Origin of the sequence: Amycolatopsis anabasis (assembly GCF_009765355.1) — a bacterium.
In the GTDB taxonomy this organism is placed as follows: domain Bacteria; phylum Actinomycetota; class Actinomycetes; order Mycobacteriales; family Pseudonocardiaceae; genus Amycolatopsis; species Amycolatopsis anabasis.
The window spans coordinates 17,842-43,794 of the sequence record NZ_VTHK01000067.1 but is presented as its reverse complement, the minus strand read 5'-3'; the positions used below and the strand labels follow the sequence as shown (position 1 = coordinate 43,794).

Annotated in this window: 27 protein-coding genes, 1 tRNA gene and 1 pseudogene; 16 read left to right on the top strand and 13 right to left on the bottom strand. The window is 70.3% G+C overall.

Annotated features, from left to right (window positions below; translation table 11 throughout):
- Positions 1-104: 104 nt before the first annotated feature.
- On the bottom strand, positions 105-764 hold the full coding sequence (locus tag FXO23_RS44035; RefSeq protein WP_158893740.1) for a GOLPH3/VPS74 family protein: 660 nt from the start codon (positions 762-764) through the stop codon (positions 105-107).
- Positions 765-1,133: 369 nt separating this feature from the next.
- On the opposite strand from FXO23_RS44035, the gene FXO23_RS44030 reads away from it, so the two are divergent.
- Both FXO23_RS44030 and FXO23_RS44025 read left to right on the top strand, forming a co-directional pair.
- The gene (locus FXO23_RS44030) at positions 1,134-2,354 is read left to right on the top strand and encodes a sensor histidine kinase (RefSeq protein WP_158893758.1); all 1,221 of its coding nucleotides are present in this window, start codon (positions 1,134-1,136) and stop codon (positions 2,352-2,354) included.
- Positions 2,329-2,979: a response regulator gene (locus FXO23_RS44025; protein ID WP_158893738.1), complete on the top strand. Its 651-nt coding sequence runs from the start codon at positions 2,329-2,331 to the stop codon at positions 2,977-2,979. The genes FXO23_RS44030 and FXO23_RS44025 overlap by 26 nt, the downstream gene beginning before the upstream one ends.
- Positions 2,980-2,993: 14 nt before the next feature.
- On the opposite strand, the gene FXO23_RS44020 is transcribed toward FXO23_RS44025, so the two are convergent.
- Positions 2,994-3,584 carry a TetR/AcrR family transcriptional regulator gene (locus FXO23_RS44020; protein ID WP_158893736.1) on the bottom strand — a complete coding sequence of 197 codons (591 nt, stop codon included), beginning with the start codon at positions 3,582-3,584 and terminating at the stop codon, positions 2,994-2,996.
- 67 nt (positions 3,585-3,651) lie between these two features.
- Complete coding sequence (locus FXO23_RS44015) at positions 3,652-4,119, bottom strand: SRPBCC family protein (protein WP_425484966.1); 468 nt, start codon at positions 4,117-4,119, stop codon at positions 3,652-3,654.
- 34 nt (positions 4,120-4,153) lie between these two features.
- Here FXO23_RS44015 and FXO23_RS44010 point away from each other — a divergent pair, with 34 nt between their 5' ends.
- The gene (locus tag FXO23_RS44010) at positions 4,154-4,708 is read left to right on the top strand and encodes a TetR/AcrR family transcriptional regulator (RefSeq protein WP_158893734.1); all 555 of its coding nucleotides are present in this window, start codon (positions 4,154-4,156) and stop codon (positions 4,706-4,708) included.
- A 298-nt stretch (positions 4,709-5,006) separates the two neighbouring features.
- On the opposite strand, the gene FXO23_RS44005 is transcribed toward FXO23_RS44010, so the two are convergent.
- Positions 5,007-5,591 carry a class I SAM-dependent methyltransferase gene (locus FXO23_RS44005; RefSeq protein WP_425484968.1) on the bottom strand — a complete coding sequence of 195 codons (585 nt, stop codon included), beginning with the start codon at positions 5,589-5,591 and terminating at the stop codon, positions 5,007-5,009.
- A 167-nt stretch (positions 5,592-5,758) separates the two neighbouring features.
- Between FXO23_RS44005 and FXO23_RS44000 the strand changes: the two genes are divergently transcribed.
- Positions 5,759-6,460, top strand: coding sequence for a rhomboid-like protein (locus tag FXO23_RS44000; RefSeq protein WP_179957051.1), 702 nt, complete (start codon positions 5,759-5,761; stop codon positions 6,458-6,460).
- Here FXO23_RS44000 and FXO23_RS43995 read toward each other — a convergent pair.
- Positions 6,457-6,861 (bottom strand): winged helix-turn-helix transcriptional regulator, encoded by a 405-nt coding sequence (locus tag FXO23_RS43995; RefSeq protein WP_158893730.1) that lies wholly within the window; start codon positions 6,859-6,861, stop codon positions 6,457-6,459. The two genes, FXO23_RS44000 and FXO23_RS43995, sit on opposite strands and share 4 nt — an antisense overlap.
- 97 nt (positions 6,862-6,958) lie before the next feature.
- Between FXO23_RS43995 and FXO23_RS43990 the strand changes: the two genes are divergently transcribed.
- Complete coding sequence (locus FXO23_RS43990; RefSeq protein ID WP_158893728.1) at positions 6,959-7,756, top strand: SDR family oxidoreductase; 798 nt, start codon at positions 6,959-6,961, stop codon at positions 7,754-7,756.
- 25 nt (positions 7,757-7,781) lie between these two features.
- Here FXO23_RS43990 and FXO23_RS43985 read toward each other — a convergent pair whose 3' ends face one another.
- Entirely contained in the window at positions 7,782-8,672 is an 891-nt protein-coding gene (locus tag FXO23_RS43985; protein WP_158893726.1) for an IS982 family transposase, read from the bottom strand.
- Between the two features lie 68 nt (positions 8,673-8,740).
- Entirely contained in the window at positions 8,741-9,562 is an 822-nt protein-coding gene (locus FXO23_RS43980) for a hypothetical protein (RefSeq protein WP_246258432.1), read from the bottom strand.
- Between the two features lie 77 nt (positions 9,563-9,639).
- On the opposite strand from FXO23_RS43980, the gene FXO23_RS43975 reads away from it, so the two are divergent.
- The gene (locus tag FXO23_RS43975; protein ID WP_179957050.1) at positions 9,640-10,266 is read left to right on the top strand and encodes a nucleotidyltransferase domain-containing protein; all 627 of its coding nucleotides are present in this window, start codon (positions 9,640-9,642) and stop codon (positions 10,264-10,266) included.
- A gap of 2 nt (positions 10,267-10,268) precedes the next feature.
- On the opposite strand, the gene FXO23_RS43970 is transcribed toward FXO23_RS43975, so the two are convergent.
- Together FXO23_RS43970 and FXO23_RS43965 are read right to left on the bottom strand one after the other, a co-directional pair.
- A complete protein-coding gene (locus tag FXO23_RS43970) occupies positions 10,269-10,958 on the bottom strand; it encodes a S1 family peptidase (protein WP_158893722.1) in 690 nt (229 codons plus the stop codon).
- A gap of 59 nt (positions 10,959-11,017) precedes the next feature.
- The gene (locus FXO23_RS43965) at positions 11,018-13,834 is read right to left on the bottom strand and encodes a helix-turn-helix transcriptional regulator (protein ID WP_246258430.1); all 2,817 of its coding nucleotides are present in this window, start codon (positions 13,832-13,834) and stop codon (positions 11,018-11,020) included.
- A 243-nt stretch (positions 13,835-14,077) separates the two neighbouring features.
- On the opposite strand from FXO23_RS43965, the gene FXO23_RS43960 reads away from it, so the two are divergent.
- Entirely contained in the window at positions 14,078-15,241 is a 1,164-nt protein-coding gene (locus FXO23_RS43960; protein ID WP_158893720.1) for a trypsin-like serine peptidase, read from the top strand.
- Between the two features lie 105 nt (positions 15,242-15,346).
- Positions 15,347-16,558, top strand: a complete 1,212-nt coding sequence (locus FXO23_RS43955; protein ID WP_179957049.1) for an alpha/beta hydrolase — start codon at positions 15,347-15,349, stop codon at positions 16,556-16,558.
- Between the two features lie 28 nt (positions 16,559-16,586).
- Here the strand turns inward: FXO23_RS43955 and FXO23_RS43950 are convergent, their stop codons facing one another.
- Positions 16,587-16,808: a hypothetical protein gene (locus FXO23_RS43950; protein WP_246258436.1), complete on the bottom strand. Its 222-nt coding sequence runs from the start codon at positions 16,806-16,808 to the stop codon at positions 16,587-16,589.
- Positions 16,809-17,066: 258 nt separating this feature from the next.
- Positions 17,067-17,599: pseudogene (locus tag FXO23_RS43945) on the bottom strand (DinB family protein).
- 231 nt (positions 17,600-17,830) lie between these two features.
- Between FXO23_RS43945 and FXO23_RS43940 the strand changes: the two are divergent.
- The 3 genes from FXO23_RS43940 (at position 17,831) to FXO23_RS43930 (ending at position 19,929) form a co-directional block, all read left to right on the top strand.
- A tRNA-Ile gene (locus FXO23_RS43940) sits at positions 17,831-17,904 on the top strand.
- Between the two features lie 104 nt (positions 17,905-18,008).
- Positions 18,009-19,295 carry a site-specific integrase gene (locus FXO23_RS43935; RefSeq protein WP_158893746.1) on the top strand — a complete coding sequence of 429 codons (1,287 nt, stop codon included), beginning with the start codon at positions 18,009-18,011 and terminating at the stop codon, positions 19,293-19,295.
- A gap of 46 nt (positions 19,296-19,341) precedes the next feature.
- A complete protein-coding gene (locus FXO23_RS43930) occupies positions 19,342-19,929 on the top strand; it encodes an NUDIX hydrolase (RefSeq protein WP_158893718.1) in 588 nt (195 codons plus the stop codon).
- On the opposite strand, the gene FXO23_RS43925 is transcribed toward FXO23_RS43930, so the two are convergent.
- Together FXO23_RS43925 and FXO23_RS43920 are read right to left on the bottom strand one after the other, a co-directional pair.
- The gene (locus FXO23_RS43925; protein WP_158893716.1) at positions 19,876-21,009 is read right to left on the bottom strand and encodes an NsdA family TPR-like regulatory protein; all 1,134 of its coding nucleotides are present in this window, start codon (positions 21,007-21,009) and stop codon (positions 19,876-19,878) included. The genes FXO23_RS43930 and FXO23_RS43925 overlap by 54 nt on opposite strands.
- A gap of 183 nt (positions 21,010-21,192) precedes the next feature.
- Positions 21,193-21,582 carry a helix-turn-helix domain-containing protein gene (locus FXO23_RS43920; RefSeq protein ID WP_158893714.1) on the bottom strand — a complete coding sequence of 130 codons (390 nt, stop codon included), beginning with the start codon at positions 21,580-21,582 and terminating at the stop codon, positions 21,193-21,195.
- A 166-nt stretch (positions 21,583-21,748) separates the two neighbouring features.
- Between FXO23_RS43920 and FXO23_RS43915 the strand changes: the two genes are divergently transcribed.
- From FXO23_RS43915 to FXO23_RS43895, 5 genes are read left to right on the top strand one after another with little or no spacing between them, the layout of a single operon-like run.
- Positions 21,749-22,030: a helix-turn-helix domain-containing protein gene (locus tag FXO23_RS43915; RefSeq protein WP_246258428.1), complete on the top strand. Its 282-nt coding sequence runs from the start codon at positions 21,749-21,751 to the stop codon at positions 22,028-22,030.
- Positions 22,024-22,371, top strand: a complete 348-nt coding sequence (locus FXO23_RS43910) for a WhiB family transcriptional regulator (protein WP_425484965.1) — start codon at positions 22,024-22,026, stop codon at positions 22,369-22,371. The genes FXO23_RS43915 and FXO23_RS43910 overlap by 7 nt, the downstream gene beginning before the upstream one ends.
- Entirely contained in the window at positions 22,368-22,694 is a 327-nt protein-coding gene (locus FXO23_RS43905; protein WP_158893709.1) for a hypothetical protein, read from the top strand. The genes FXO23_RS43910 and FXO23_RS43905 overlap by 4 nt, the downstream gene beginning before the upstream one ends.
- Positions 22,694-23,605 (top strand): hypothetical protein, encoded by a 912-nt coding sequence (locus FXO23_RS43900; protein ID WP_246258426.1) that lies wholly within the window; start codon positions 22,694-22,696, stop codon positions 23,603-23,605. The genes FXO23_RS43905 and FXO23_RS43900 overlap by 1 nt, the downstream gene beginning before the upstream one ends.
- Positions 23,602-25,821 (top strand): FtsK/SpoIIIE domain-containing protein, encoded by a 2,220-nt coding sequence (locus FXO23_RS43895; RefSeq protein ID WP_158893708.1) that lies wholly within the window; start codon positions 23,602-23,604, stop codon positions 25,819-25,821. Before FXO23_RS43900 ends, FXO23_RS43895 begins: the two co-directional genes overlap by 4 nt.
- The last annotated feature ends 132 nt before the right edge of the window (positions 25,822-25,953 follow it).

Below are 25,953 nucleotides of genomic sequence, written 5' to 3'. Positions count from 1 at the left end.
CCCTGCTCACCAAACCCTCACAACGTTAAAACACCAGACCGGTCCAAACACTCACGACCCCCAGCACTCGGCTCGCTCGCGTGTCGCAAGGGGCCCGCCCGCTGTCAGGAGCCGGTGGTGTGGGCGTTCGCGGCGGCGGCGTGGCGGGCGGAGCGGAGTTCCCGGAAAACCTTGCGCAGGGCGGGAACCGCGGCTCCGCCGCGTTCCTCGAGTTCGGTCAGGCGGGCGCGGTGGCGGTGCCGGTCCCGGCGCGTCACGACCGGTTTCAGTTCCACCGCGGCCACCAGGGCGGTCAGCGCCGCGTCGGCCGGATCGAGCCGGGCGGGCGCCGCGCCGCCGCGGAGCGCGTTGTCCACCAGGGCGTGCAGGCGGTCGTGCGTGGCGGTGTCGAGGATCATCACCCGGGTGCGCGGGAACAGCCCGAGTGCCCGGCCCCGGTCCGCCCGGATGATCCGGGCCACCGCCAGTTGCTCCTCCACCGCGTGCAGCGCACCCCGCCAGTCCTTGCGCACCAACGACTTCCACTGGTGCGGCCGGTCGGTGAGGATCCGGCCCAGCATCTCGTCGAGCACGTCGTCCCCGGTCGTCCCGCCCGGCACCGAGCGCGCCTCCCCGTCGTAGTCCACCAGCCGCTTCCGGAGCAGCAGATCGGTGAGCCCGGCCGCGCGCACCAGGTAACCGGCGCGCTGGCGGTCGCGCAACCGGGCCCGGTCCGGATCGCAGGCCAGCAGGTACGCCTTGGCCGGCAGGGCAAGCTCGGTCATCGTTCTTCCTTCCGCGGTGGAGCGTTCCGGCAGGCCCCTCGACCAGCAGCACGGGCAGCCAGGCGAAGGCTGGGACCTCGCCGAGGGGCCGCGAAGAACGCCACTCGTCCGCGACCCGCTGCCGATTCCACTGTGGTCACTCCCCCTTTGGGCCTGCCGGAACGCTGGTACCAGTTCAGCGGCCGGGACCCGCCCGGCGACAGCGCGCATCGTGGGCAATCGGGGCTGACGAAAGTTGCCGGTGGCGGGCGCGCCCGCAACTTTCGTCGACTTCGCCCACCCGAATGTCGTGTTGTCCGCGCCCGCGAACCCGCACCTGGCTACCGTGTCGGAGTGCAAGGCAGGGACGCGGAGAGTCCGCCGTGGAAAGTGTGCGGGACGAGCCGGCGGGAGGCGCTCTCCCTCGTCATCGCCGCGCTGTTCTTCGCCGCGCTGGACACCGGCCTGCACCTCATCGGCCCGCAGTCGACCGGCTGGGCCGGGCCGCACGCCGGGCTGTTCCTCCAGCTCGCCGCGGACGCGACGCTGCCCCTGCTGTTCCGCTTCCCCCGGTTCGTCGCCGGATGCGCCATCGCGGCGGCACTGGCCATGCTCGCGTCCGATGTGTTCGCCCCCGGCCTGCTGATGCCGGTCAACCCGCTCACGCTGAGCACGGTCCCCTCGATCACGCCCATCCTCACCGCGAACCTGGTGCGCGCCACCGACCGCACCCAGGCCCTGGTACTGGTCGGCGTCCTCGCCGTGCTCGCCTCCCGGCCGTGGAACCCGACCTGGAACACCACCCCGGCCGGCCTGCTGACCACCGCGGTGCCCGCCCTGTGGATGCTGTACCTGCAGGCTCGCCGGCAACTCGTGCAGTCCCTGCGCGACCGCGCGGAACGGGCCGAACGCGAACGGGAACTGCTCGCCGAGCAGGCCCGCGCCGAGGAACGGCGGCGCCTGGCCGCCGAGATGCACGACGTGGTCACCCACCGGCTGAGCCTGATGGTGCTGCACGCCGGTGCGCTGGGCGTGACCTCACCGGATCCGTCCGTCCGCGCCGCCGCCGAGGACATCCGCACCGCCGGGACCCAGGCACTGGACGAACTGCGCGATCTGGTCGGCGTGCTGCGCGGCGCGCAGACCGAGATCGAGCAGGCGGCCGCGGACCGCCCGAACGTGCCCGATCCCGCCACCCTGATCGCCGAATCCTCGGCCGCCGGGATGTCCGTCGAGTACACCGTCGACGGGGACGCCGACCAGATCTCCCCCACCGTGGCGCGCACCGCCTACCGGGTGGTGCAGGAGGCGCTCACCAACGCCCGCAAGCACGCACCGGGCGCCCGGGTCGAGGTCGAACTGCGGTACCGCGCGGACGGGTTGCGCGTGCAGGTCCGCAACACCGCGCCGACCCGGCCACCGGATCCGGCGCTGGCCGGGAGCGGATCCGGCGCCGGGCTGCTCGGGCTGCGGCAGCGGATCGAGCTGATCGGCGGGAGCCTGCACGCGAGCCCCGTGCCGGGAGGGGGTTACCGGCTGAATGCGATACTGCCCGCGTACGTTCCGACGGCAGAGAGTGCGGGGCATGGTTCGGGTGATCGTCGTCGATGACGAGCCCATGGTGTGCGCGCATCTGCGCACGATCCTCGGTTCGGCCGAAGACATCGACGTGGTGGCGCAGGCGCAGGACGGCGCCGAGGCGGTCGAGGCCGTCGTGCGGCACCGCCCGCACGTGGTGCTGATGGATCTGCGGATGCCGGGCGTCGACGGGCTCACCGCGATCGAACGGATCGCCGAACTGCCGGACGCGCCCGCGGTGGTCGCGCTGACCACCTTCGACGCGGACACCTACGTGCTGCGCGCGCTGCGCGCCGGGGCCGCCGGTTTCCTGGTGAAGTCGACCCCGCCGGAGGACCTGATCGGACTGGTCCGGGTCGCCGCCGACGGGCACACCGTGCTCTCCCCGGAAGCCGCGCGACGGCTGGTGGCCGCGTCCGCGGACGGCCAGCAGCGTTCCGAACAGGCTCGCCGGCTCGTCGGCGGGCTGACCGAACGCGAGGTCGAGGTGCTGACCTGCCTCGGCGAAGGACTGTCCAATGCGGACATCGCGCGCCGGTTGCACCTGTCCGAGGCGACCGTGAAGAGTTACGTTTCCCGGATGCTGGTCAAACTGGACTGCACCAACCGGACCCAGGCCGGGCTGCTCGCCCACGAAGCCCGCCTGGTCGGCCGCTGACCCCAGCGGCCGGATCAGTGCGCGCCGACTTCGTCCACGGTGGCCATCAGGGTGGAGAAGAGCAGGCGCAGATGCCCCCGCGCCCGCGCCCAGCGGGCCTCGAGATCGCTCGGGTCCCGGGTGGCCCAGCTGGCGATCAGGATGCCGCGCACCACGTCCATCGCGGTGTAGACGGCGTGCAGGAACTCCGGATGCCCCGCGTAGTCCGGCAGGATCGCCTTGCCGAACTCGATCAGGCTGCTGGTGGCGATCGGTTCCACCACGGACATCTGCCGGCGGAGGTCGTCGTCGGTGCGGGCGGCGACCCAGAGTTCGACGGTCGCGGAGAACACCGGTCCCTGGTGCATGTCCCACAGCAGTTGCAGCGCGTCACCGATCGGATCGGCCGACGCCTTCAGCCGGTCCAGTTCGGCCATGGCGACCTGGGTGCGCTTGGCCGCCAGGTGCCGGATGGCCGAGGTGACCAGATCGGCCTTGGTCGGGAAGTGGTGCACCTGGGCGCCCCGGGTGACCCCCGCGCGGTCGGCGACCCGGGTCGTGGTCGTGCCCGCGTAGCCGTATTCGACGAGGCAGTCGATCGTGGCGTCCAGCAATCGCTGGCGCATCGCCGCACTGCGTTCTTCTTGAGTTCGCCCGGTCGGGCCTCGTCGTGGCGCTGACATGGGACTTACTTTATGGTGCCTCCCCCTGCCGGGGGCGCACGGCCACCGAATGCGCGGCCAGCCCGTCGGCCATCCGGGCGATGAATCGCCCCAGGAACCACCGGTAGAACCAGCCGGTGCCGAAGATCCCCGGCCGGAACGACGAGTGCCAGCGGATCCGCGTGCCGGTTCCCTCCGGAGTCAGGTCCACGTCCGCGCGGTAGCCCCGCAACGGCAGCCCGTGCCGGAGCGCGTAGCTGAACCGCCGGTCCGGCACCAGCTCGACGACCTCCTCCCAGCTGGTGAACCGGCCGGTGCGGAACACCCGGACCGCGCCGAGCCCCTCCGGCTCGCCGCTGCCCTCCCGCGCCAGTTCGAACGAGCCGAGCGGCGACCACACCGGCCAGCTCGACCCGTCCCGCAACAGCGCGTACACCACCGCGGGTTCCGCCGCCGTGGTCACCTCGACGTCGATATGCTTCTGTACCATCTGGTACATGTACCACTTGGTACAAGCCGCCACAAGGAGCCCGATGGATCCCCGCCAGAAACTCCTCGACGCCGCGATCGACCACCTCGCCCGCCACGGCGTCGGCGACCTGAGCCTGCGCGGGCTGGCCACCGCCCTCGGCACCAGCCACCGCATGCTGCTCTACCACTTCGGCTCCAAGGAGAACCTGCTGATCGAGGTCGCCCGCGCGGTCGAACAGCGCCAGCGGGACGCCCTCGCCACCCTCGACCTCGACCCGGACCTGTCCCCCGCGGACGTCGCCCGCCGGTTCTGGCGACGGCTCACCGATCCGGCCCTGCGCGAACCCGAGCGGCTGTTCTTCGAGCTCTACGGCCAGGCGCTGCGCGGCGCCCCCGGCGCCACGGGCCTGCTGGACGGCGTCATCGACGACTGGCTGCGACCGGTCGCCGAGCTGTGCCGCCGCTTCGGCATCCCGGAGGACGAGGTGGCCGAGCACGCACGCCTCGGCCTCGCCGTCGCCCGCGGGCTGCTGCTCGATCTGGTTACCACCGGCGACGCCGACGCCGTCAACGCCGCCATGGAGCGCTTCATCGCCGCCTACGAATCGCCGCAATAGCCCCCAATGCCACATTGGGGTTTTCTCGGTGTGTGGTGTGGTGCCGTGCTCGTGGGGTGCCCGGATGCCGGGCTCACCTATCGAGATGGGGAACTCGGTGTGCCGAAACGGGGAACTCGCACGTCCGGAACGGGGGACTCGCGGCAAGTGGAGGACCTGCTGCCGCGAGTTCCCTGTTCCGGAGTAGGCGAGCATCAATGCGGCCTTAGGCGCACGCGGGAAGGCAAGGTTCCCCACGCCGCATCGAGCACGCCGAGCACCACCCGAAAACCCCTACCGAGAAAACCTCATCGGGGAACTACCGGGCTTCGGCGCGGAGTTCGACGAAGGTCGGCGCCGAGCGGGTGGACGCCAGGCGGCGGGCCCAGGTCGTCGCGAGTTCCGCGTCGAGGGGTCCGAAGGCGGTGACCTTCCAGCCGTGCCCGGCGAGCCGGTCCGCCAGCACCGAGTCGACGTGGTCCGCGGTCAGCTCCGGCAGCCCGCGAATCCGGCTCGGCACCGGCTCGCGCCAGATGTCCGCGCCGATCACCACCCGCAGCGAAGCGCCCGGCCGCGCGATCGCCCGCAGCCCGCGGCAGACGCCCGGCTCCCCGGTGACCAGCCCGGTGAGCAAGGTGCCCCACGGCAGCTGCACGCAGACCTCGTCGGCGATTCCGCGCAACGGTTCCGGCGGGTCTTCGATCGCCGCGGAGACGAACAGCGCGTTCGGCGCGCCGCCGCGGGCGGGTTTGCGCTGGGCGCGCACGGCGGCGGGCACCAACCCCCGCCACGCCGGATCGAGCCCGACCACCAACGAGTCGGGTCGCGCCCGAGCCGTGCGGAGGACGAACCGGCCGTCCCCGGCTCCCACGTCCACGATCGTCCCGCGGTATCCCGCGCGCAGGGACTAATGCGGACTGAACGACGTCAGTTTCTTCCCCTGAACCACCTTCATGGCGCACACCGTAACCGCGGAAGATCGGGCGGGCGAACGATTTCCGGCCACGGGTCACAGGTGAGCCACAGCTCAGACCGGGCCGTTTCTCAGCTTCGCCGGGGCACACTGGACGAGTGCAGCAGGACGTCGTCGAGCATTCCGCGCCGGCGCGGTGGCCGGCCCGGGTCGCCGCGGCTCTCCCGCGTCCGTCGACCACGCCGTTCACCTTCTGGTACCTCGCGGTCCTGCTGGTCACCTCGATCGTGTTGCACGTCCTGCCGCAACGCACGGCCGACCGGCTGCTCGAACTGTCCAGTACGGACGTGCACAACCTGTGGCACCGCCCGATCCTCACCCTGATCACCAGCGCCCTGTGGCTGACCGACGCCCGCTGGGCGGTCTACGCCGTGCTCTTCGCGCTCATGATCGCACCGCTGGAACGCCGGATTGGGCCGTGGTGGACGGCCGCGATCTTCCTCAGCGGGCACGTGCTCGCCACCCTGGCCACCGAACTCCCGGTCATGGCGGCGGTCAGCGCGCACGTGCTGTCCCCCGCCGACGCGCGCTGGCTCGACGTCGGCGTCAGCTACGGCCTGTTCGCGGCGGCCGGCGCGCTGACCCCGATCCTGCCCGCGCAGATCCGCGGCTGGACGATCGCCGCGCTGGAATCGGGCATCCTGCTGATCTACCTCGCCGACGGCCCGGACTCGATCCCCGCCCTGGTCACCTTCGCCGGGCATGTCATCGCCCTGCACCTCGGCATGCTCGGCTGGCTGCCGTGGCTGCGCCGGCGGGGCCTGGTGGGCTCGTTCCGCCCGCTCGGAGCGCTCCGCTAGCGCTCGGCGTTCTGCTGGTCGTAGCGGTCCTGCGCGGCCAGGATCTCGTCCCCGTTGACCGAGATCCAGCGCACGAGTTGTTGCAGCGGCCGGGTCAGCCCGCGGCCGAGATCGGTGAGCTCGTAGCTCACCCGCGGCGGGGTGTACGGCTCGACGGTCCGCGAGATCAGGCCGTCGCGGACGAGGGTGCGCAGGTTCTGCGACAGCATCTTCTCGCTGATGCCGCCGATCTTCTCGCGCAGTTCGAAGAACCGCAGCGGCCCGCACCGCAGCGCCGCCAGGATCAGCGTCGCCCAGCGGCTGGTGATGTGCTCCAGGATGACGCGACCCGGGCACTCGCTGTTGAACAGGTCACCCATCGGGTCCTGCGCCCCCGTGCTGACCGGCGAACCTCCACGCATGTATGGAGCTTACCTCCAGGTATGTACTTACGAAAGGTAAGCCCGGTCGCTAGCGTGGCGGCATCGAAGAAAAACGTTCGCACCACGGAGGAAATGCATGGGTGACACGCAGCGGGTCGCGCTGATCAGCGGGGCCAGCCGGGGAATCGGCGCGGCGACCGCGCGGGAGCTCGGGCGGCGCGGGTACCACGTGATCGTCAACTACCGCGGCAGCGCGGACGCCGCGGCCGCGGTGGTCAACGGCATCGAAGCCGACGGCGGCACCGCGCAGGCCGTCCAGGCCGACGTCTGCGCAGCGGATCAGGTCGACGCGCTGGTCGACGCGGTGCACGGCGAGCACGGCCGGATCGACGCGCTGGTGTGCAACGCCAACACCGCGCAGCCGCCGTTCGAGCCGCTGGCGGCGCTGTCCTGGGAGTCCTTCGCCGCGAAGGTCAACGGCGAACTGTCCGGGGTGTTCTTCCTGACCCAGCGCGTGCTGGCGATCATGAAGGAGCAGCGCGCCGGGCGGATCGTCTACGTCTCGAGCACCGCCGCCGACACGCTCGGCGGCAGCATCGCCCATTCGACGGCGAAGGCCGCGCTCAACACGTTCAGCCGCCACATCGCCGGGGAGGCCGGCCGGTACGGGATCACCGTCAACGCGGTCGCGCCCGGCGCGGTCGACACCGACGCGACCGCGGGCGTCTTCAACGACGGGCTGCGGCAGTACCTGAAGGAGCGCTCGGTCTTCGATCGGCTGCTCAAGCCCGAGGATCTCGGCCGGGCGATCGCGCTGGTCGCCGACGACGGCTTCGGCGCGGCGACCGGTCAGGTGATCCGGGTGGACGGCGGGCTGGACGTGCTGGCGCAGAAGCTGGCCCGCACCGGCGACCGCATCTCCGGCGACGACTAGATGATCGATTCCGTGAAGGTGGTGTTCAGTGGTCGTAGGCGATGAGGCTGCGTTTGTCGGGGGCGTCTGTGTTCCAGTTGTGCCAGATGGCGGCGGCCAGGGCGAGCAGGCGCTGGGCGACGCGGGTGAATACCCCGTGTGGGGTGCGCCCGCCGTGCCGCTCCAGGCCAAGTTGGCCCTTGAGGCTGTTGTAGACCGATTCGATCCACTGCCGGACTCCGCCGAGGTTGCCGTGGCGGGCTTTCTCGTCGCGGCGGTCCGGGCGCAGCATGGTCAGGCCGAGGTTGGCGATCTGGCCCTCGATGTCGCGTCCGGCCAGGCCCTTGTCGGCCAGCACGGTGCTGCCCGGGGCGAGCACCCCGGTCTCGACGGCGATGGTCAAAAGGTCCAGGCAGATCTCCCGCTCGCCGATTTTGGGGTCGGCCAGGCACCAGGTGATCGGCATCCCGTCCGGCGCGGTGAGCAGGTACAGCTTGAAGCCCCAGTAGAAGCGCGTGTGGGCGGCGCAGAATCCGTAGCCACCCGATCCTGCGCTGTCGCTGCGCTTGACCGTCTCCCGCGATGCCGCGCAGGGCAGCGGGGTGGCGTCCAGCAGCCGCAGCGAGTCGCACCACGACGGGCTGGCCCGAGCCAGATGACCGATCGCGGAAGCAAGTATCGGTGCCGCGGCGCGCAACCGCTTGTGATAGCCGGGCTGGTTGGGCAGATACCGGAATAGATGCCCCAGCCTGCAGTAGGCGAACCGGATCCAGCGGTGCTCGTTGTCGACTCCGAGCAACACCTGCGCCACCGCAAGACAGAGCAGCTCGGCATCGGTCAGCCGGGGCCGACGACCCCGTCCCCGGCGAGGCGGCACGACATGATCGTCGATCTCCACATAGAGTGCGGTCAGGAGGGTGTCCAGGTCGTTCGTCACAGTCGATCATGGCCACCCTCCTCCCATCTCCGCAGCCATCGACACGCCACGTCCAAGGAATCGATCATCTAGGCGGATTTCGCCACCCGGCTCAGCCAGTTGTCGAACAGATCGCGGTAGTGGTTGGCGCGGGTGGAGGTGTCGGTGCGCGGGATGCGCTCGTAGAAGCTGAACGGCCGGATCCCGCCGGATTCGGCCCACTGCAGGTAGGAGACGAACACGTCCCCGTTGCCGAACCGGCACCCGTGCACGATCGGCACGCAGGAATACAGTTTCAGCTCGACCTCCACCCCGCGGGCCCGCAGTTCCCCGGCCTCGTCGGCCAGCAGCGCGCGGACGCGTTCCTGGCTGCGCTCGGCCTCGGCGGTCCAGTACTCGGGTAGTTCGTTGGACTCCGCCAGGAACGCGGGATCCAGCGAGTACAGCGTGATCCGCCAGTGCGCGGGCTGGTCCTGCGCGGTCAGCCAGGCGGCGAGCAGCGGCCAGGTGGTGTTCAGGGTCAGCCCGAGGATCTCGACCGTGCGCTCGGACCGGCGTCCCCGCTCCGAGATGACCTTGAGCGTGTTCAGCACGCTGGCGATATCGGGGTGGATCTGCGGTTCGGTGCGCGCGGCCAGTTCCGCGCGCATCGACCGCACCTGGCTCCCGAGCTGGTAGATGGCCACGATCGCGACCTCGAGCATGATCGCCACCAGCGCGACGAGCCCCTGCTCGTTCAGCTTCAGGACGTACCGTTCGAGGAACATCCGGGTGGGTTCGATCGTGTTCAGGATCAGGTACACCGCGGTCAGCAGCGCGAGCGAGGTGGTGACCGCCTCCCAGATCCGCCGCACGCGCGTGGACAGGCCCGGACCTTCGGATTTTCGTGCGCGCCCCCGGCGCTTCGCCATCACGGCGATCAACTTGGCAAACCGGACGGCGATCGCACAACCTCCGGCGGGGCCCGTTCGGCGAATAGGCTGCGCCCATGCGGTCCACCGACGCCGATCCGCGCCCCGAGGAGCGCGACGCGGTGGCGCGGGACCTCCGCGTCGCGCTGGAGGACGCCTGCCCCGGCTCGCGGACCGAACCGCGCGGCTCGCTGGCCCGGGGCACCGCGGACGCCTACAGCGACATCGACCTCGCCTGGCTCGTGCCCGGCGAGCGGTTCTCCCGCTGCGTGGACCGGGCGGCCGCCGCGGTGGACGCGGTGCATCCGGTCGAACTGGTCCGCGCTGATCCGGATTTCCGGCACTCGGCGAACCGGCGGCTGCTGTTCTTCTCCTTCCGGGACCTGCCGCTGTTCTGGCGGCTCGATCTGGAGATCTCGACGGCTTCGGGCGCCGGGGACGCGGCCGAGCCCGGCGCCGACTGGTCGCGCCCGGCGAGCGCCCTCGCCAACGCGGTCGGCACGGTCAAAGCCGTTCGGCGCGGGCGCTTCACCGAGGCGAGCGGCCTGCTGGACCGGGGGTTCCAGCGGATCGGCGCGGACGACCGGGCGACCGGCGACTGGCCTGGCGACATTGTCCGGCTCACTCGCGCGGCCGCCCGGCGGGATCCGGCACTGCGCGCCTGGGCCGAGCGGATCGCCCGGCTGGGCGCGGACCTCCGGTGACCTCAGACCCCGGCGGTCTGGCGGATCCAGCTCCGGGTCGCGGCGACGCTGCTGTACTGCTGGGTCGACGAACCGTCCGCGGTCGAGGCGACGCCGACCTGCACGCCGTCGATCATCTGCGGCCCGCCGGAATCCCCGGACCACGCGTTACCGGTGATCCGGCTGGTGCACAGCGCCTGGCCGCCGTAGTAGTCGCGGCAGATCGAGGTCATCCGGACGTCGGCGACCTTCAACTGGGGCGACACCGGCCCGTTCCGGCTGGTGTATCCCCAGCCGTAGATCTGGTTGGTGGTGCCGATCGCCGGGTTGGCGTCGGCGAGTTTCGAGTAGGCACTGGTCTGGACCGGTGTGCTGAGGCGGAGCAGGGACTGGTCGGCGGAGCTGTTGTGGTACTGGCGCACTGTCGCCAGGGTTCCCTGGGCCCGCATCACGTGGCCGACGCGGACCGTGAGCCCGCTGCCGACGCAGTGCTTCGCGGTGAGGACCCATTCCGGCGCGATGATCGTGCCGGAACAGGTGAAGGAACCGTTGCGGTACACCGCGGCGGCCCACGGGGCGGAGGACACCAGCTGGCCGCCGATGATCGCGGGGCCGACGTCACCGGAGGACGCGGACGCGGGGGCGGGCAAGGCGATCGCGGTGGCCGCGAGCAGGATGACGCCGAACGGCTTGAGCGGATTCTTGAGGCGCACGGAATTTCTCCTCGTCCAGAGGCAGGGGTGGACAGGCAGCCCCAGGATGGGGCGGGAATTCACCGCTCGAAACGGGGAATTCCCGCTCCCGGCCGCGGAGACGGCGGCCGTGCGGGTGATTCGCGCAGCCGCGCCGACAGCTGGGTCCGGCTGCGCACGTCGAGTTTGCGGTAGATCCGGGTCAGCGCGCCTTCCACGGTTTTGACGCTGATGTCCAGCTTCCCGGCCACCTCGGGATTGCTCGCGCCCTCGGTGACCAGCCGCGCGATCCGCCACTCCCAGCCGGTCAGCATGGTCACCGGTGCGACACCGGGGGCCGGGGCGTCGCCGAGCAGCGTCGAAGCGCGGCGGGCCCACACCGGGGCGCCGCATTCGACGAACACCCCCTGCGCCCGGAGCAGCGCGGCGCGCGCGGCGCCACGCCGTTTCCGGCGCCGCTCGGCGATGCCCAGCGCGAGCAGGCTCCGGCCGTACTGCAGCGGTTGGCACAGCCGGTCGTGCGCCTCGACCGCGGCGCGCAGCGCTTCCTCGGCGCGGTCGTAGTTCCGCAGCGTCAGGTGGAGCAGGCCCTCCGCGCGATCGAGTGCCGCGAGCACGCCGCGCCGCCGCAGCCGGACCGCGCCCGCGCGGGCCCCGCCGAGCACCTCCGCGGCCTCCGCCAGATGCCCGCAGGCGACCAGCGGTTCCGCGATATCGGGCTGGACGCCGAACACCGCCGGATCCGCCACGCCCATCTGCCGTTCCAGCCGCACCGCCCGGCGCAGCGGCTCGAGCGCCGTCGTCGCGTCACCGAGGCCGAGCGCGGCGAGCCCCTGCGCGTGCAGGTTGCGCAGCAGGAAGGAACAGTCGCCGTCGCGTTCGGCCCGGGCCACCCCGCGCCGCGCGACCGCGTCGGCCAGTGCGGGATTTCCGCCGTACGCCTCGGCCAAAGCCGCGCCGTAACAGGCCAGCGCCAGATCGGAATCGGTGGCTTCGGCCAGCCGCAGGCACTCGTTCGCCCGGCGCAGCGCGTTGCCGCATTCGCCCTGCGCCACCCACACCTCCACGGCGGCCCAGTTCATCCCGATCACCTCGGACAGCGTGCCGCGTTCGGCGGCGCGGTCGAGCAACCGGCCCAGCAGTTCGGCCGCGGGCCGGAGCCGGTCGGCGAACAGGTCCAGCCGCGCGGTCACCCAGGCCGGCCCGTCGTGGGTGACCACGAGATCCTCCGGCGCGATCACCCGGGCGATGTTGAGCGTGCGGTCCGCGGTGCGGTCGCCGAGCGCGATCTGGCACAGCGCCAGCGAGCACAGGGCGGGCACCTCGGTGCGCACGTCCCGGGCGTCCCGCGCCAGCACGACCGCGTCCGCGAGCTGGGCCACCGCCTGGCGGAAATCACCGCCCAGCGCCGAATGCACGCCGAACCGGTACCGCGCGGCGCCTTCCAGCGCGGAGTCGCCGCGCGCCTGGGCCAGCGCCTTGCCCACCACCCCGTCGACCGCGTTGCGCGCGTTGCGAACCGCGTCCACGATCACCAGCTGGGCCCGCACGCGGTGCTGGCGCGGCGCGCTCGAGGAACGCAACACCGTATGCGCCAGCGCGGTGGCGAACTCGTGCCGTCCGGCGTCGAGCGCGTCCCCGGCCGCGCGCAGCCGCCGCCCCGCCAGCCGCGCCGGGGCGTCCGGCGGGGTGCGTTCCGCGGCCAGGGCGCCGAGTTCCGCCGCGCGGGCGAGCGCGCCCTGGCGCCGGGCGACGGCGGCCGCCCGGATGAGCATCGCCGCCGTGCGCTCGTCGTGCCCCTCCACGGCGCACGCGCGGTGCCGGGCGCGTTCCAGCGGATCGGACACGCTCGCCGCGAGCCGGGAGTGCACCTCGCGTACCCGTTCGGGGCTGGCCTGGGCGCGCAATCCGGCCGCCAGCAACGGATGCCGGAACCGCACCTCACCGCTCACCCCCAGCCGCACGATCCGGCGCGCCGCGGGCTGCGCCAGCGCGGTCGCCGCGTCCCACCGTCCGAAGTGGACGAGAAGGTCGAGATCGGGCCGCCGGCTCAGCGCGGCCACCAGCAGGAGCTCCCGGGTTTCCCGGGACAGCCCGCGGAGTTGCTCGCTCACGATCCGGGACAGCCGGGGCGGGATCTCCAGCGGGTCACCGGCCGGGCCGCAGTCCGCGAGGCCCCGCGCGAGTTCGACCGCGAACAGCGGATTCCCCGCGGCGAGCCGGCAGGCGTTCAGCGTCGCCGGGGCGTCCGGGGCCAACTGCCCGTGATAGGCCACCAGTTCCGCGGTCGCGGCGCTGGTCAGCGGCGGCACCGCGAGCAAACCGGCCGGACGGGTGCACAGCGAGCCGCGGGCGGGCTCGTCCGGTTCGTCGACGCGTTCGGCGACGAGCATGCGCACGGCCGGCGGCCGCAACCGCGCCGCGGCGAACGAGAGCACGGTGACGCTGGCGTCGTCGGCCCACTGCGCGTCGTCCAGGACGAGCAGGACCGGCCTGCGCGCGGACGCCGAGCGCAGCAGGGACAGCACACCCCAGCGCAGCGCCAGCGAATCGAGCCGGTCCCCGCTGCCGCGGCGGCGCACCGCGTGCTCCACCGCGTGCCGCTGTGGTTCGGGCAGTTCGTCGAACAGCCTCGCGGGCAGGCCCTCCAGCAGATCGGCCAGGACCAGGAAGGGGATGCGCCGCTCCTCCGAATCCGGGCTGCTGCGCAGCACCAGGGCGTCGCCGGGGTTGCCGAGCAGCGCGGCCAGCACGCTCGAGCGGCCGATGCCCACCGGACCGTGCAGCAGCACGCTTCCGGCCGCGAGCCGTTCGCGCGCGACCGCGAGGAAATCGTCGCGGCCGAGGAAGATGTCCTCCGCCCCGGTCTCGCCGGCAGGGCGGGTTCCGCCGGGCACGGCACACCTCCCGCACTAAGGCCGATACCTGAAGGTATTGCGAACGGCCATAAGGACTCAAGACGCGTTCGGACGCCGATGATTGGGCCGTTCTACCGCTCGACGCGGTCCCCGGCAACCGCCCACCGGATCGGACAACCGGGCAGACACCTACTTTCAGCGGGGTGACACGGTTACTCCGTGCCCGCCAGTATCGACCTCGTGTGAAGAACTTTCCCTGCTGCTCACACGTGAGGTAGGCCCATGCCTAAATCCCTGCAACTCCTCGCTGCCCTCGCCCTCCTGGCCCCGATGGCCGTCGGAGCCCAGTCCGCCGAACCGGCCGACAGCGCGCCCGTCGCGTCGCACGAGCAGACCGCCCAGCGCGTCGGCGCGGACGAAACGATCACCAGCACCCTCGGCCACGACTCCCCGTCGACCACGATCGACCGGCCCGGCGCGTGGTACGTCAAGGTCCACGTCACCGGCCTGCACCTGCAACCCGGCGACGTGCTCACCGTCGCCTCCCCGGACGGCTCGGAAACGCACACCTACTCCGCCGATGTGACCGGCAACCCCGCGGCGAGCCCGGACGCGACCGGGTTCTGGGCGTTGTCGATCACCGGCCAGACCGCCGTGGTGAGCCTGCGCGGCCCGGACGGCGCCGCCGCCCCGGCCAGCCGGGCGACCGTGGACCGGATCACCCGCGGCTTCACGCCGCAGGAATTCGCCGCCACCACACCGATCCAGCCGTACAGCATCTGCGGGCGCAACGACTACAAGGACGCGGTCTGCTACCAGAGCAGCAATCCCACCGAGTTCGGCAAGACGCCCCCGGTGGCCCGGCTGCTGATGAACGGCGGTTCGCTGTGCACCGGCTGGCGGGTCGGCGCGAGCAACCGGGTGCTGACCAACAACCACTGCATCGGCAACGCCAGCACCGCGGCCAACACCGAGGTCTGGTTCAACTACCAGTGCACCACCTGCGGCGGCAGCACCAACGCCCCGGTGACCAAGGTGCTGGGCTCGACCCTGCTCAAGACGAACGCCGCGCTGGACTACACGCTGTTCGACGTCAAGGACTTCGGCAAGATCAGCTCGTTCGGGTACCTGGAGCTCGACACCACGCTGCCCGCGGTCGGCGACGAGATGTACATCATCGGCCACCCCTCCGCGAAGCCCAAGAAGGTCTCGCTGGCCGATGACCAGTCCACCGGTGGCATCTGCAAGGTCACCGCGGTGAAGGTCCAGGGCGACAGCGCGCAGAGCGACATCGCCTACAAATGCGACACCGAGGGCGGTTCCTCCGGTTCGCCGGTGCTGTCCCGGAAGACCCAGAAGGTGATAGGTCTGCACCACTGGGGCGGATGTCCGAACCAGGGCGTCCGCATCGACCTCATCGCCGCTCAGATCGGCTCGCTGCTGTAGTCCTCCCGTCTCCGGCGGGCCCGGCGCGGGCCCGCCGGACAGCCCGGTCCTGAAATCAACATCACTCGTGTCAACTTTTCCCCGGCGCCGGGCGTCTGAGTTCACATGCACGCGAGCAGCATCCGGCTGGACTCCACCCTGGGCCTCGTCATCGTCTCGATCTTGGCGGTGCTCGCGGTCGTGTCGGTGCCGTGGTTCTGGGACAAATGGCGCTGGAAGCGCACCCTGCGCAGCGCGTCCACCCTGGTCGCGGTGGTGCTGGTGCTGCTGGCCAGCGGGCTCGCGCTCAACATGGTCGGCGGGTTCTTCCCGACCCTCGGCTCACTGCTGGGCACCTCGGCCAACCCCGGTGAGGGCACCGACGGCGAAGGCGGCGCCGACGGCGCGGGCCTGGGCCGGTTGGCGGAGGCCGGTCGCCAGCGCGCGCTGGAGGGCAAGGGCACCACCGTCCACATGCGCGTCAAGGGTCAGCGGACCGGGATCAACCGGGACGTCAACGTCTACTTCCCGGCCGCCTACGCGGATCCGGCTTGGCAGGACCGGCAGTTCCCGGTGATCGAGTGGATCCCGAACTACCCGTCCGGCCCGGAGGTGGCGACCACCGGCTACCACCTGCCGGAGGCGCTGGACGCCGCGATCGCCAAGAACCGGCTGCCGCCCTCGGTGGTGATCATCCCGGACCCCAGCGGCCAGCCGCGGATCAACCACGACTCGGAATGCGTCGACGAGGTGAACGGCACCGCCAACGACACCTACCTGTCCGCGGACATCCGGAACTGGGCGGTGCACGCCCTGCGCGTCTCCCCGGAGCGGCGGGCCTGGTCCATCGTGGGCTGGTCCTCCGGCGGTTACTGCGCGATGAACCTGGCGACCCGGCATCCCCAGTGGTACGCGAACGCGGTGAGCATCAGCGGTTACGACAAGGCCCGGGTGGATGTGGAAACCGGTGACCTGTTCAAGGGGCGCAAGGAGATCGGCGAAGCCAACACGGTCAGCGTCACGGTCCGGAAGAACCCGGCGCCGCTGGACATTCTCGCGATCGCGGGTGAGCACGAACCGGACGAACTCGCCTCGACCGAGGCGATCCGCGGCGCGCTCGCCCCGCCGACCCGGCTGTTCTCGTGGACCATCCCCGATGCGGGCCACAACATGAACACGCTGAAGTCCCAGCTGGCGGCCGTGCTCGACTGGCTCGGCGCGCGCAGCGCGTCGCCCGCCCTGCCGCCCGATCCCAAGGTGACCGGTGCCGGTGGCGTGCGGCCATGGCCGCTGCCGAACACCGGTGGCGCCGGTGCGCTCACCGGCGTCGAGGAGTGATAACAGCGAGTCCTATCTAGAACGAAACTCAGGCCGCCACGGGTTCGCCCGCCACCAGCGCCAGCCCCTCCGGCGTCAGCACCGCGGGCACCCGCTGCCCCACTACCCCGGGATATCTCGGCCGGACCAGGCCCTGGTGAGCGAGCGCGTGCGCGGTGAACTGGTCGCAGCAGGGCACCCCGTCGACGTACAGATCGGGCTCACTACTGCAGGTGACCTGCGCGCGTCCGGCACCGATCGCCCGCAACATGGCGAGCGCGCGATGGCTCAGCCCGCCGCGCACCCCGGTACGCGCGGGCAGCGGGTGGACGGTGGCCAGTGCGGTGTTGTGGCTCATGTCAGCTCCTTGGTTCGCCGGTGCGGTCCCCGCGTTCGCGGCGCCTCACTGATACGTCGAACGGATCGCCCGGATTTCGACATCACCACCGCACCGAGTTCACCCAGTTTCGCCACCAGGTCCCGGGACTCCTCCCGACCTCCACCTCTTGCGTACCCGGGAAAGATCTGGCTACACGTCCGCCCCGGACGCGGCGCGCAGCAACCGGAGCTGGCCCACCTCGGCGGTGTTCTTCATCAGCTCGGAGTTCACCCAGCCGACCATGTGCGCGACGGTCATCTCGGGGCTGTCCCGCCACGGGAACGGCGCCGGGGCGTCCAGGTCGGCTTCGGTGAACCGGGTCAACTCCGCCAGCCATTCCGCGCGGAGGCCGCGCAACCACTCGATGGTCGCCGGACCGGCGCCGAGCCACCCGATCTCGGTCCGGTCCCGCGGCGCCCGCCCCGGGCGTGGTCGAGGGTCACGGTCCACCACCAGCCGATGTGCCAGGTGACCCAGCCGATCGTGGGAACCGGAACGGGATCGGGCTCGGATTCCGCCCAATCCGGCACCCAGCCCCCACCGGCGGCCGGACGCATCGTCCAGCAGTGGTCCACCGGCTCCCAGAGGAAGTCCTCCGGTTTCAGCTCCGCCAGGTGGAGTTCCAGCAGCGACCAGGTGAGGTCGAACTGCCAGCGCAGCAGCTCGCAGCGGGATACGGACATCGCCGGAGATTGTCAGGCCGACCGCCCGCCCGCAATCCGATTTCCGGAAGTTCGAATGTGCGACTCGCGTGCCGAAACGTCGAATTCGGTGAACCGGAACCAGGGACCCGCGCGAGTTGGCGTGCCGCGGAAAACCCGATCTCGACGTGCGGTATGTTGACCGGCAAGATCCGGGGGTACTTCACCGTCCTTGCACGGCGCGGATCGGCGGAGCGCCTCGCCGGCGCTTCAGGGCCGGTAGCTCAGTTGGTTAGAGCAGGGGACTCATAATCCCTTGGCCGCGGGTTCGAGCCCCGCCCGGCCCACCCACCTTGACCAGCCAGAACAGCACCTTTCATGATCATCTAGTGCGGTTCTGGCCATGGCCCTGTCCATTGACACCCTCCCAACCTCGGCTCAGCCTGAAGTCATGACCAGGCCAGCGACCAGCGGAGACAGCCGCAAGCGCGGCAGCGTGCGCCAGCGAGGGAACTCGCTACAGGTCCGCGTGTACGCGGGCGTCGATCCGGTGACCGGCAAGCCGAGCTACCTCACCGAGACGATCAAGGGCACCGACAAGGCCGCCCACCGCCGCGCCAGCAAGGCGATGACGAAGCTGCAAGCACAGGTCGACGAGCAGCGCTCGGCGAGCAGTTCGGTCCCCCTCTCCTACGCCATCGACGAATGGCTCCGCACAGCGGACATCGAGGAAACCACCCGGCACGGGTACATCGGCTACATCGAACGAACCATCCGGCCTGCGCTCGGCGACGTGCCCGTCAACAAGTTGACCACTCGGATGCTCGAGACCTTCTACGGCGAACTCCGCCGCTGCCGGACCAAGTGCAACGGCCGCCCCTTCATCGAGCACAACGCCGAAGGCGAACACGACTGCAAGGAACTGGAGTGCAAGCCGCACGAGTGCAGCCCGATGGCCTCCTCCACGGTCCGCCAGATCCACTCCATCCTCAGTGGTGTCCTGAACGCCGCCGTCCGCTGGGACTGGATCAGCTCGAACCCCGCACGAATCGCCCAACGCCCGAAACAGACTCCCCCGCAGCCTGATCCGCCATCCCCCGCGCAGGCCGCCCGCCTCGTCGACAAAGCGTTCGACCTGGACGAGGACTGGGGCACCCTGGTGTGGCTCGTGATGACCACCGGAATCCGCCGGGGCGAAGCATGCGCCCTGCGCTGGAACCGCGTCGACCTCGACGAGGGAATCATGGAAGTCCGCACCAGCTACACGAAGCTGCGGGGAGTCGGCAAGGAAAAGTCCACCAAGACACACCAAATGCGCCGAATCGCCCTCGACACGGAGACTGCCGTTCTCCTACGTGAGCACAAAGCCCGGTGCCAGCAGCGCTATACGGATCTCGGTGCCAAATGGAGCGACGACACCTACGTCTTCGCCAGCGCTCGCGGCAACGATCTGTCCGTTCCGTACTCGCCGGATGCCGTGTCGAGCCGATACAAGAAGATGGCCACCCGGCTCGGCATCAACACCCACATTCACGCCCTGCGGCACTACTCGGCCACCGAACTGCTGACGGCTGGCGTCGACCTCCGAACAGTCGCCGGTCGCCTCGGCCACGGCGGCGGAGGAGCTACCACACTCCGCGTCTACGCTGCTTGGGTCGCCGGGGCCGACCGGAAGGCGGCCGAGATACTCGGCTCACGGATGCCAAAGCGCGCCCAGAAGACGGACGGACCGTCCTAACCCCGTCATCTTCACTTCGCGGCCGACGGGGCCGTAGGCTGCCCGCGTGACTGACGAGCATGGGGCGTGGAAGACGTTCGGCGAGCGAACTGTGTACGACAACCGGTGGGTGCGGCTCGGGCTGACCGACGTACAGGCACCGAACGGGGAGCGGTGGGAGTACCACGTCGTACACCTCGCGCGCATCGCCATAGCGCTGATCGTGGACGATCAAGACCGCGTACTGATGCTGTGGCGCTACCGGTTCGCCACCGATCAGTGGGGTTACGAACTGCTCGGCGGGCTGGTCGAGGACGGCGAAGAACCGGAGAAGACTGCGGCCCGCGAGGCTGCCGAGGAGAGCGGGTACCGCCCGATCGGCGAGCCCGAGCACTTGATCAGCTTCCAGCCGCTCCCCGGGCAGGTGACGGCACCGGTCGACGTGTACCTGTGGCGCGGAGCCGAGCACATCGGAGACCCCACGGATACAGAAGAAGTCGGCCGACTCGAGTGGGTGCCGCTTACCCGCATCCTGGAATTGGCACAGCGACAGGAGATTCTCGGTTCCGGCGCGCTGGTGCCGTTGTTGTACTACATCGCGTCACGCGGTCCGGCCAGTGCCGGTGGGCAGGATCAACCGACCGAGACGACGTAACTGTCGATCCGACCTGATCTGTAACGCCAACCGGCGAGCCTCTCGTGCGTGGGCCAATGCCGCGTCCCGATCACCGGCAGCGGCACTCGCGAACGCGAGGTCGACCAGCATTCCAGTCCTGGCGCGCACGAACCTCGGTGGCAGGAGGGGCAGCGCCTTGGTGAGTTGGTCGATCGCGGCTGGCTCGCCGAGTTGGCTCAGAGCATTCCCGCGCCATCGGTCCAGGTGTACCCCACCGAGGAACAAGAACGGCAATGCGGGATCTTCCGGATTGTTCGGTAGCAGCGTGCTCGCCGCGTCGAACGCGCGTAGTGCGTCGTCTCGCTGGCCGGTCGCCGCGAGTCCTTCGCCGTGTGCCGCAGCGAGCCATGCTCTCAGCAGGTCTGGCGCGGAGTGTTGGGCGAGTGCCCTTGCCTCGCCGAGTTGGTCAACGGCTAGGTCAGCGCGGCCCATGTCCACCAGGATGAACGCCTGTTGAGCAAGAGCATGCGCCAACTGTTGCGGGGAGCGCGCCTCTCGGGCGGCCCTCTTGGCCGTCTCGTGGTGGTCCCATGCTTGCCGGTGAGCGTTCCGGTCCAACGCTTGCCAACCGGCCAATGTGGACGCGTCCGTCAACACGCGGGCCAGTGCCTCGCGCTGCCCGCCAGACGTGCTGAACCGTAACAACTCCTCGACTTGGGCGATCAGGCTGCGTAGCTGGTCGAGCATGGTCACGCCGCCGAACCGCTGGTCGACATTGCGCGCCTGTTCGACCTGCTGTTGGAACGCCTCCACAATCGAAGCGTCGACAGTGGTCGCCACGACGATCCGGGAGAGCAGTTCCTCTGCCTCGCCGTCGTCTTCTTCGAACGGAAAGCCCAGTTCCTCATTCGTCCGGCCGTACACGTCTCGGAACAGACGCCGATACGGGGCACTGACCGACTCGTGCCCGTTCTCCCAACGTGACAGCTTGGTTTTCAGGCTCGTACCGGACATCACCGCAATGCCGAGTGACTCGGCGCGGCTGAGCAACATACGGATGACCTCATCGGCCTTGTAGTCGAGTTGCCTCCGCACGGCCTGAAGCTTTGTCGCAGCCATCAGTGACACCCGCCAAAATAACCGGCCTGACCTGCGCAGTTAATTGCAGTTAATAGCACCGCGGTTAACTTGAGCCACCTGCGAAAACCTCTCTCGCTGCCGTTTCCTTGAGCCATGAACGGAAACGGCAAGCCCCCAGCGACTACGCCAAGAGAGCGCCGCGTGTCGCCAAGCATTCGACGCCTACCCCGGCCCTCGACGGCCGGTCTGGTCGAGGACTGCGGCGAGGTCAGCTCTCAGCGCTGCGAGTTGCTCGGTTATGCCGGTCAGCCGATCCTCTATCACGGCCAGGCGAGCCGAGACGGCATCTTCCATGTCCTCTCGCGGCTCGCCGAGAGCAGGCGGCCTGCGGTCGTACAGCAGGGCCAGCAGGTGCTGCGGGTGCCAGTCGAGCGCCAGCGAGAGCGCCTCGAGCGTTCGATCGCTTCGGCGGCGCTGCACCGTGTTGTGCTGCAACTCGCGCACGATCGCTTGCGAAACCTGCGACCGCTCAGCCAACTCGCGCTGCCGCAATCCGAGCTCGTTCGCGCGCTCGTTGATGGCCTTCGCGACCGCCGACCAATTCTCGGACAAGTATTCCTCCGTGCTCCGCCTCAGCGCTGACATTAGCGCCTGAGTCGATTCCGCGGCGCAGGGCCGAGTCCGCGTCGCGCATTTGGACCATTCGCGCCCTTGTGTGCGCTGATATCAGCGTGATTAGACCGCTGAAATAGTCTTCTTCGAACTAAGGAAATCCTTCATGAGTACCGCTATGCCTAATGCCGGTTCTCCGGCGTTCTACACGGTCAAAGAAGCGGCGCGCATTGTGCGTGTCGATCCGTCCACCCTCTACCGGGCGATCAGGGAAGACGCCTTCCCTGCCGTTCGAGTTCGGACCCGCTATGTGGTTCCGGCGGCCGCGCTCGATCGGCTGATCGCCGAGGCGGCCGAATCCGGCGGCTGCGTTGACCCGGCTCGGATGGTTGCCGAGTGGCGCACCGCCCGTGAGGTCGCGCAGGCGACTGGGGGTGCGTCGTGGTGAACCGAGACGACTACGAGGAGATTGCTGCTCGGCTCGACCGGTACGCGGCCGTTCCGGAGGATGTGCTCGCCGAGGTGGTGACCCGCGACGGCTTGTGTTTCTGGGCGTTCGACCGGTCCGAGATGCCGGAACTGTCCGGTGAGGACACCCCGGACCGGGAGCTGGCCGCGCGGATGTGCGCTGGCTGCCCGGTCCAGAACGAATGCCTCGAGCTGGAGCTGCGCACGGCAGGAGAGAACACGGTCGGGGTGTGGGGAGCACTCGCCGACACCGACCGACGCGAAGTGCACCGCGCATGGCGGACACGCCGTCACAACCCGGAAGGGGGTGACGGGCCATGACGGTCGACTTGACCCCCACTCAGGTGCTCGCCGGGGCCGGTGCGCTGCTGCTGGTCGTGATGATGTGGCGGCTCGGCACTCGCCGAGCTCGCCGAGCGGCCGACCTCGCTCGAGCGAGCGCTCGGGGCGTGTCACTGGCCGGGCGGGTCGTGCTGATGGCGGCCGCGATGGTCGGTGTTCAGTGGCTGGTGTTCACCAGGCTGGATGAGTTGACGTTGCGGTTTGTGGTGCTCGGGTTGCCGGACCTGATCGCCGCGTTCGTGCTCACCCGCGCGTTGACAGTCACCGATCTGCCCAGCAAGCGGGGCCGGGGTGATCGGTGATGACCAGTCGGGAAACCGCTGGTGTGGTGTGGGAAGGGGTGGCCGCCTCTGGGCGGCCACCCGCCACCCCCGCCAGCCCACAGGATGCGCGGCACGTGCCGCTCAGCCGGGCGCAGAAGTTGGCGCAGGATGCCGCCGAGGCGGCCCAGGTCCGGGCGTATCAGACGCATCCGGACGTGGTGGCGCTGCGGGTCGAACGGGTCCGCACGCAAGTAGACCGGTTGTGCTGGGCCGGGATCGTGCTCGGCCTCGCGTTCACCATGGCCAACGTCCAGTGGTTCGCCGCCGCCGGTTCGGCAACCTGGTCGCTGCCGTGGCTCACCGCCTGGCTGCTGGACCCCATGGTGTCGCTGGTGCTGCTGGCGATCCTGCGCGCCGAGCAGGTGACCGCGCGGTACCAGGTCCACACCGGCCGGTGGGTGCGGTGCGCGAAGTGGCTCACCCTGTCGGCCACGTACGTGATGAATACGTGGTCGTCGTTCGCGGCCGGGTCGGTGGCGGGGGTGGTGCTGCACTCGGTGCCGCCGCTGATCGTGTTCGCCGCCGCCGAGGCGGTGACCGATCTGCGGGACAAGCTCACCGAGGCGGTGACGGTCGCGTTCACCGAGGCGGCTCGCCGGATGGCTCCGGCCGGCTCGGTGAACGCCGACCACGGCGCGGCCGGGCGCGTTCACGAGCCTCGTCCGCGTCGGGCGCGCCGGGGTAAGGCGGCTGCGCGGCGGAAGCTGTTCGGCGAGTACCTCGCCGACGCCCGGCAGGCATGGACGCCCGGTGTGGTGGTCACCCCGGCATGGGTCCGGCAGGTCACCGACTGCTCGAGGGGACTGTCGTCCCGTCTGGCGGCGACCCTCGCCGCCGAGATCGCCCAGCCCGACGGACCGGCCGAACCGGGGAACGGGGGTGCGTCATGAACGAGGAGAACACCACCCCTGTGAACACCGGACCGGCCGGGAGCGCGAACGGTGGCGCGGTGCCCGTGCGCACAGTCGGACGGGACGTTCAGACGGCTGAGCCGATCCTGGACGGTGAACTGGTCGACGACGGCCCCACCACGACCCGCCAGCAGCGGACACGGTGGCGGCGATTCGTGTCGTGGTGGCAGCGCTCGCCGCGCGTGCCCGTGTCCCTCAAGACCCGAGCACAGGCGGTGCAGGCCGGGAAGGATCTCGTGGTCGCGGTGCTGCGCTCGCCGTGGCGATACACCCTCGCGGTGCTGCGCGGGCTGGTGACCGCCGTCCGGATCTGGCGCCGCTGGGTGACCGTGCGGGATTACCGGGAGGCGGCCGAGGAGTCGGAGAAGCTCGCCGACAAGTTCACCGAGATCCGGGAGCTGACCCTGTTCCGGTGGAAGGTCACCGGCGCGGTGCTCGTGGCCGTGCTGGTCGCCGGACTGGTCGGCGAGCTGCTCGACGGTGACCGGCCACTGTGGATCGCCGGGGCCGTCGCGTCGGTCGCGCTGGCGATTCTGGGCCGCCGCAAGGACGGCAGCCCCGGCCGCAAACCCGCACTAGCGGGACCGCGCACCCTCACGTGGACCATGGACCCGCAAGTGTTGGTGGACGCGTTCCGGGACGCGAAGCTGATCGGCAAGGACGAGTCACTCCGGCTGGTCGAACGGGCGACCCGCGTCGGCGACGGGTGGGCGATCACGGTCGACCTGCCCGCCACCCGCAAGGCAGCCGACGTGGTCAAAAACCGGGAGGCCCTCGCCTCCGCGCTCGCGGTCGACGAAATCCAACTGATCGTGGAACGCGTGCGCGGCAACGGCGGACACGCCGGGCGGGTGGCCATGTGGGTGGCCGACGAAGACCCCTACGGCTCGCCACCGTTGCGGACACCGTTGCTCGGTGCGGCGCGGTGGGATGCGTGGCGGCCGGTGCCGTTCGGCCGGGACGCCCGGGACCGGCGGATCGACCTGCCGTTGGTGTGGACCTCGCTCCTGATCGGGGCGATCCCCCGCCAGGGCAAGACGTTCGCCGCCCGGCTGCCAGCGGCCGGGTTGATCCTGGACCCGCACACCCGGCTCTACGTGGCGGATTTCAAGGCGGGCAAGGACTGGGTAGCCGCCAAGCAGGTGGCGCACCGGTTCATGTCCGGCGACGAACCCGAACACGTCCTGGCCCTCAAAGACTGGCTGGTCGAACTGGTCGGCGAGGTGCAAGGCCGGTACCGGCGGATGCAGGAACTCGACGACACGATCTGCCCGGAGTCGAAGATCACCCCGGAGATCTCGCGTGACCGGACGCTGAACATGCCGATCACCGCGATCTTCGTCGACGAGGTGCAGACACCGCTCGAGAGCCGTGAACCCGTTGCGGTGGAAGGGAAGAAGCTCACCGCGGGCGAGTACATCGGCGAGCTGCTCACGTGGTTGGCGAAGAAGGGACCGGCGGCCGGGATCGTGCTCGTGCTCGCCACGCAACGCCCGGACTCCAAGACCATCCCGCCGGGGTTGCGCGCGGTGCTCGGGTCTCGGTTCGCCCTGCGCGTGATGGATTGGAGGGACAGCAACATCGTGCTCGGCGAGCAGATGAACACCCGGGGCTTCGACTCCAGCCGCCTGCTGCCCTCGCACAAAGGCGTAGGCATCCTGCGCCCAGATGGGGAAACCCAAGCCGGGGCCGATGTGCTAGCCATGACCGTCCGGACCTACTACATGCCCAACGAGGACTGGCAGGCCATCTGCCAGCAGGGCCGGGCGGCGCGCGAGGCGGAGAACACCCTGACCGGCCACGCGGCCGGGCAGGACAATCACCTCGCGCTCGACCACGCAGCCGTGGCCAAAGCCATCGGCACCGGCACCGCCAGCAGCGCGCCGGAACCGGCGGCCCCGCCGGTCGAGTTGCCCGAACCGCTCGCGTCCGTTGTGGACTACCTCGGTGACGACCTCGACGGCTGGGAGTTCGTGCCGACCGCCGAACTGGTCGCCGCGCTCGAGGTGGACGCGACCGCGTTCGGGCGGCAGATGGGCGAACTCGGCTGCCGCTCCGAACGCAACCGCGTGCCCACCGAAGACGGCCGCACCCGCCAGATACGCGGCTACTTCACCGCCGATCTCCGCGCCGCGATCGAGCGGTGCCGCGACGGCACGATCCAGGATGCGGAGGTGGTCGACGAGGACACCTAACCCGTCACAACCCGTCTCACGTACCCGTCACGCCGTCACACCCGGCGTGACGGGTACATCCATGCCCCGACCTGCGCAAACCATGGTTGTGACGGGTGTGACGGGTAGCACCCAACCCCGTCACACTGGCCG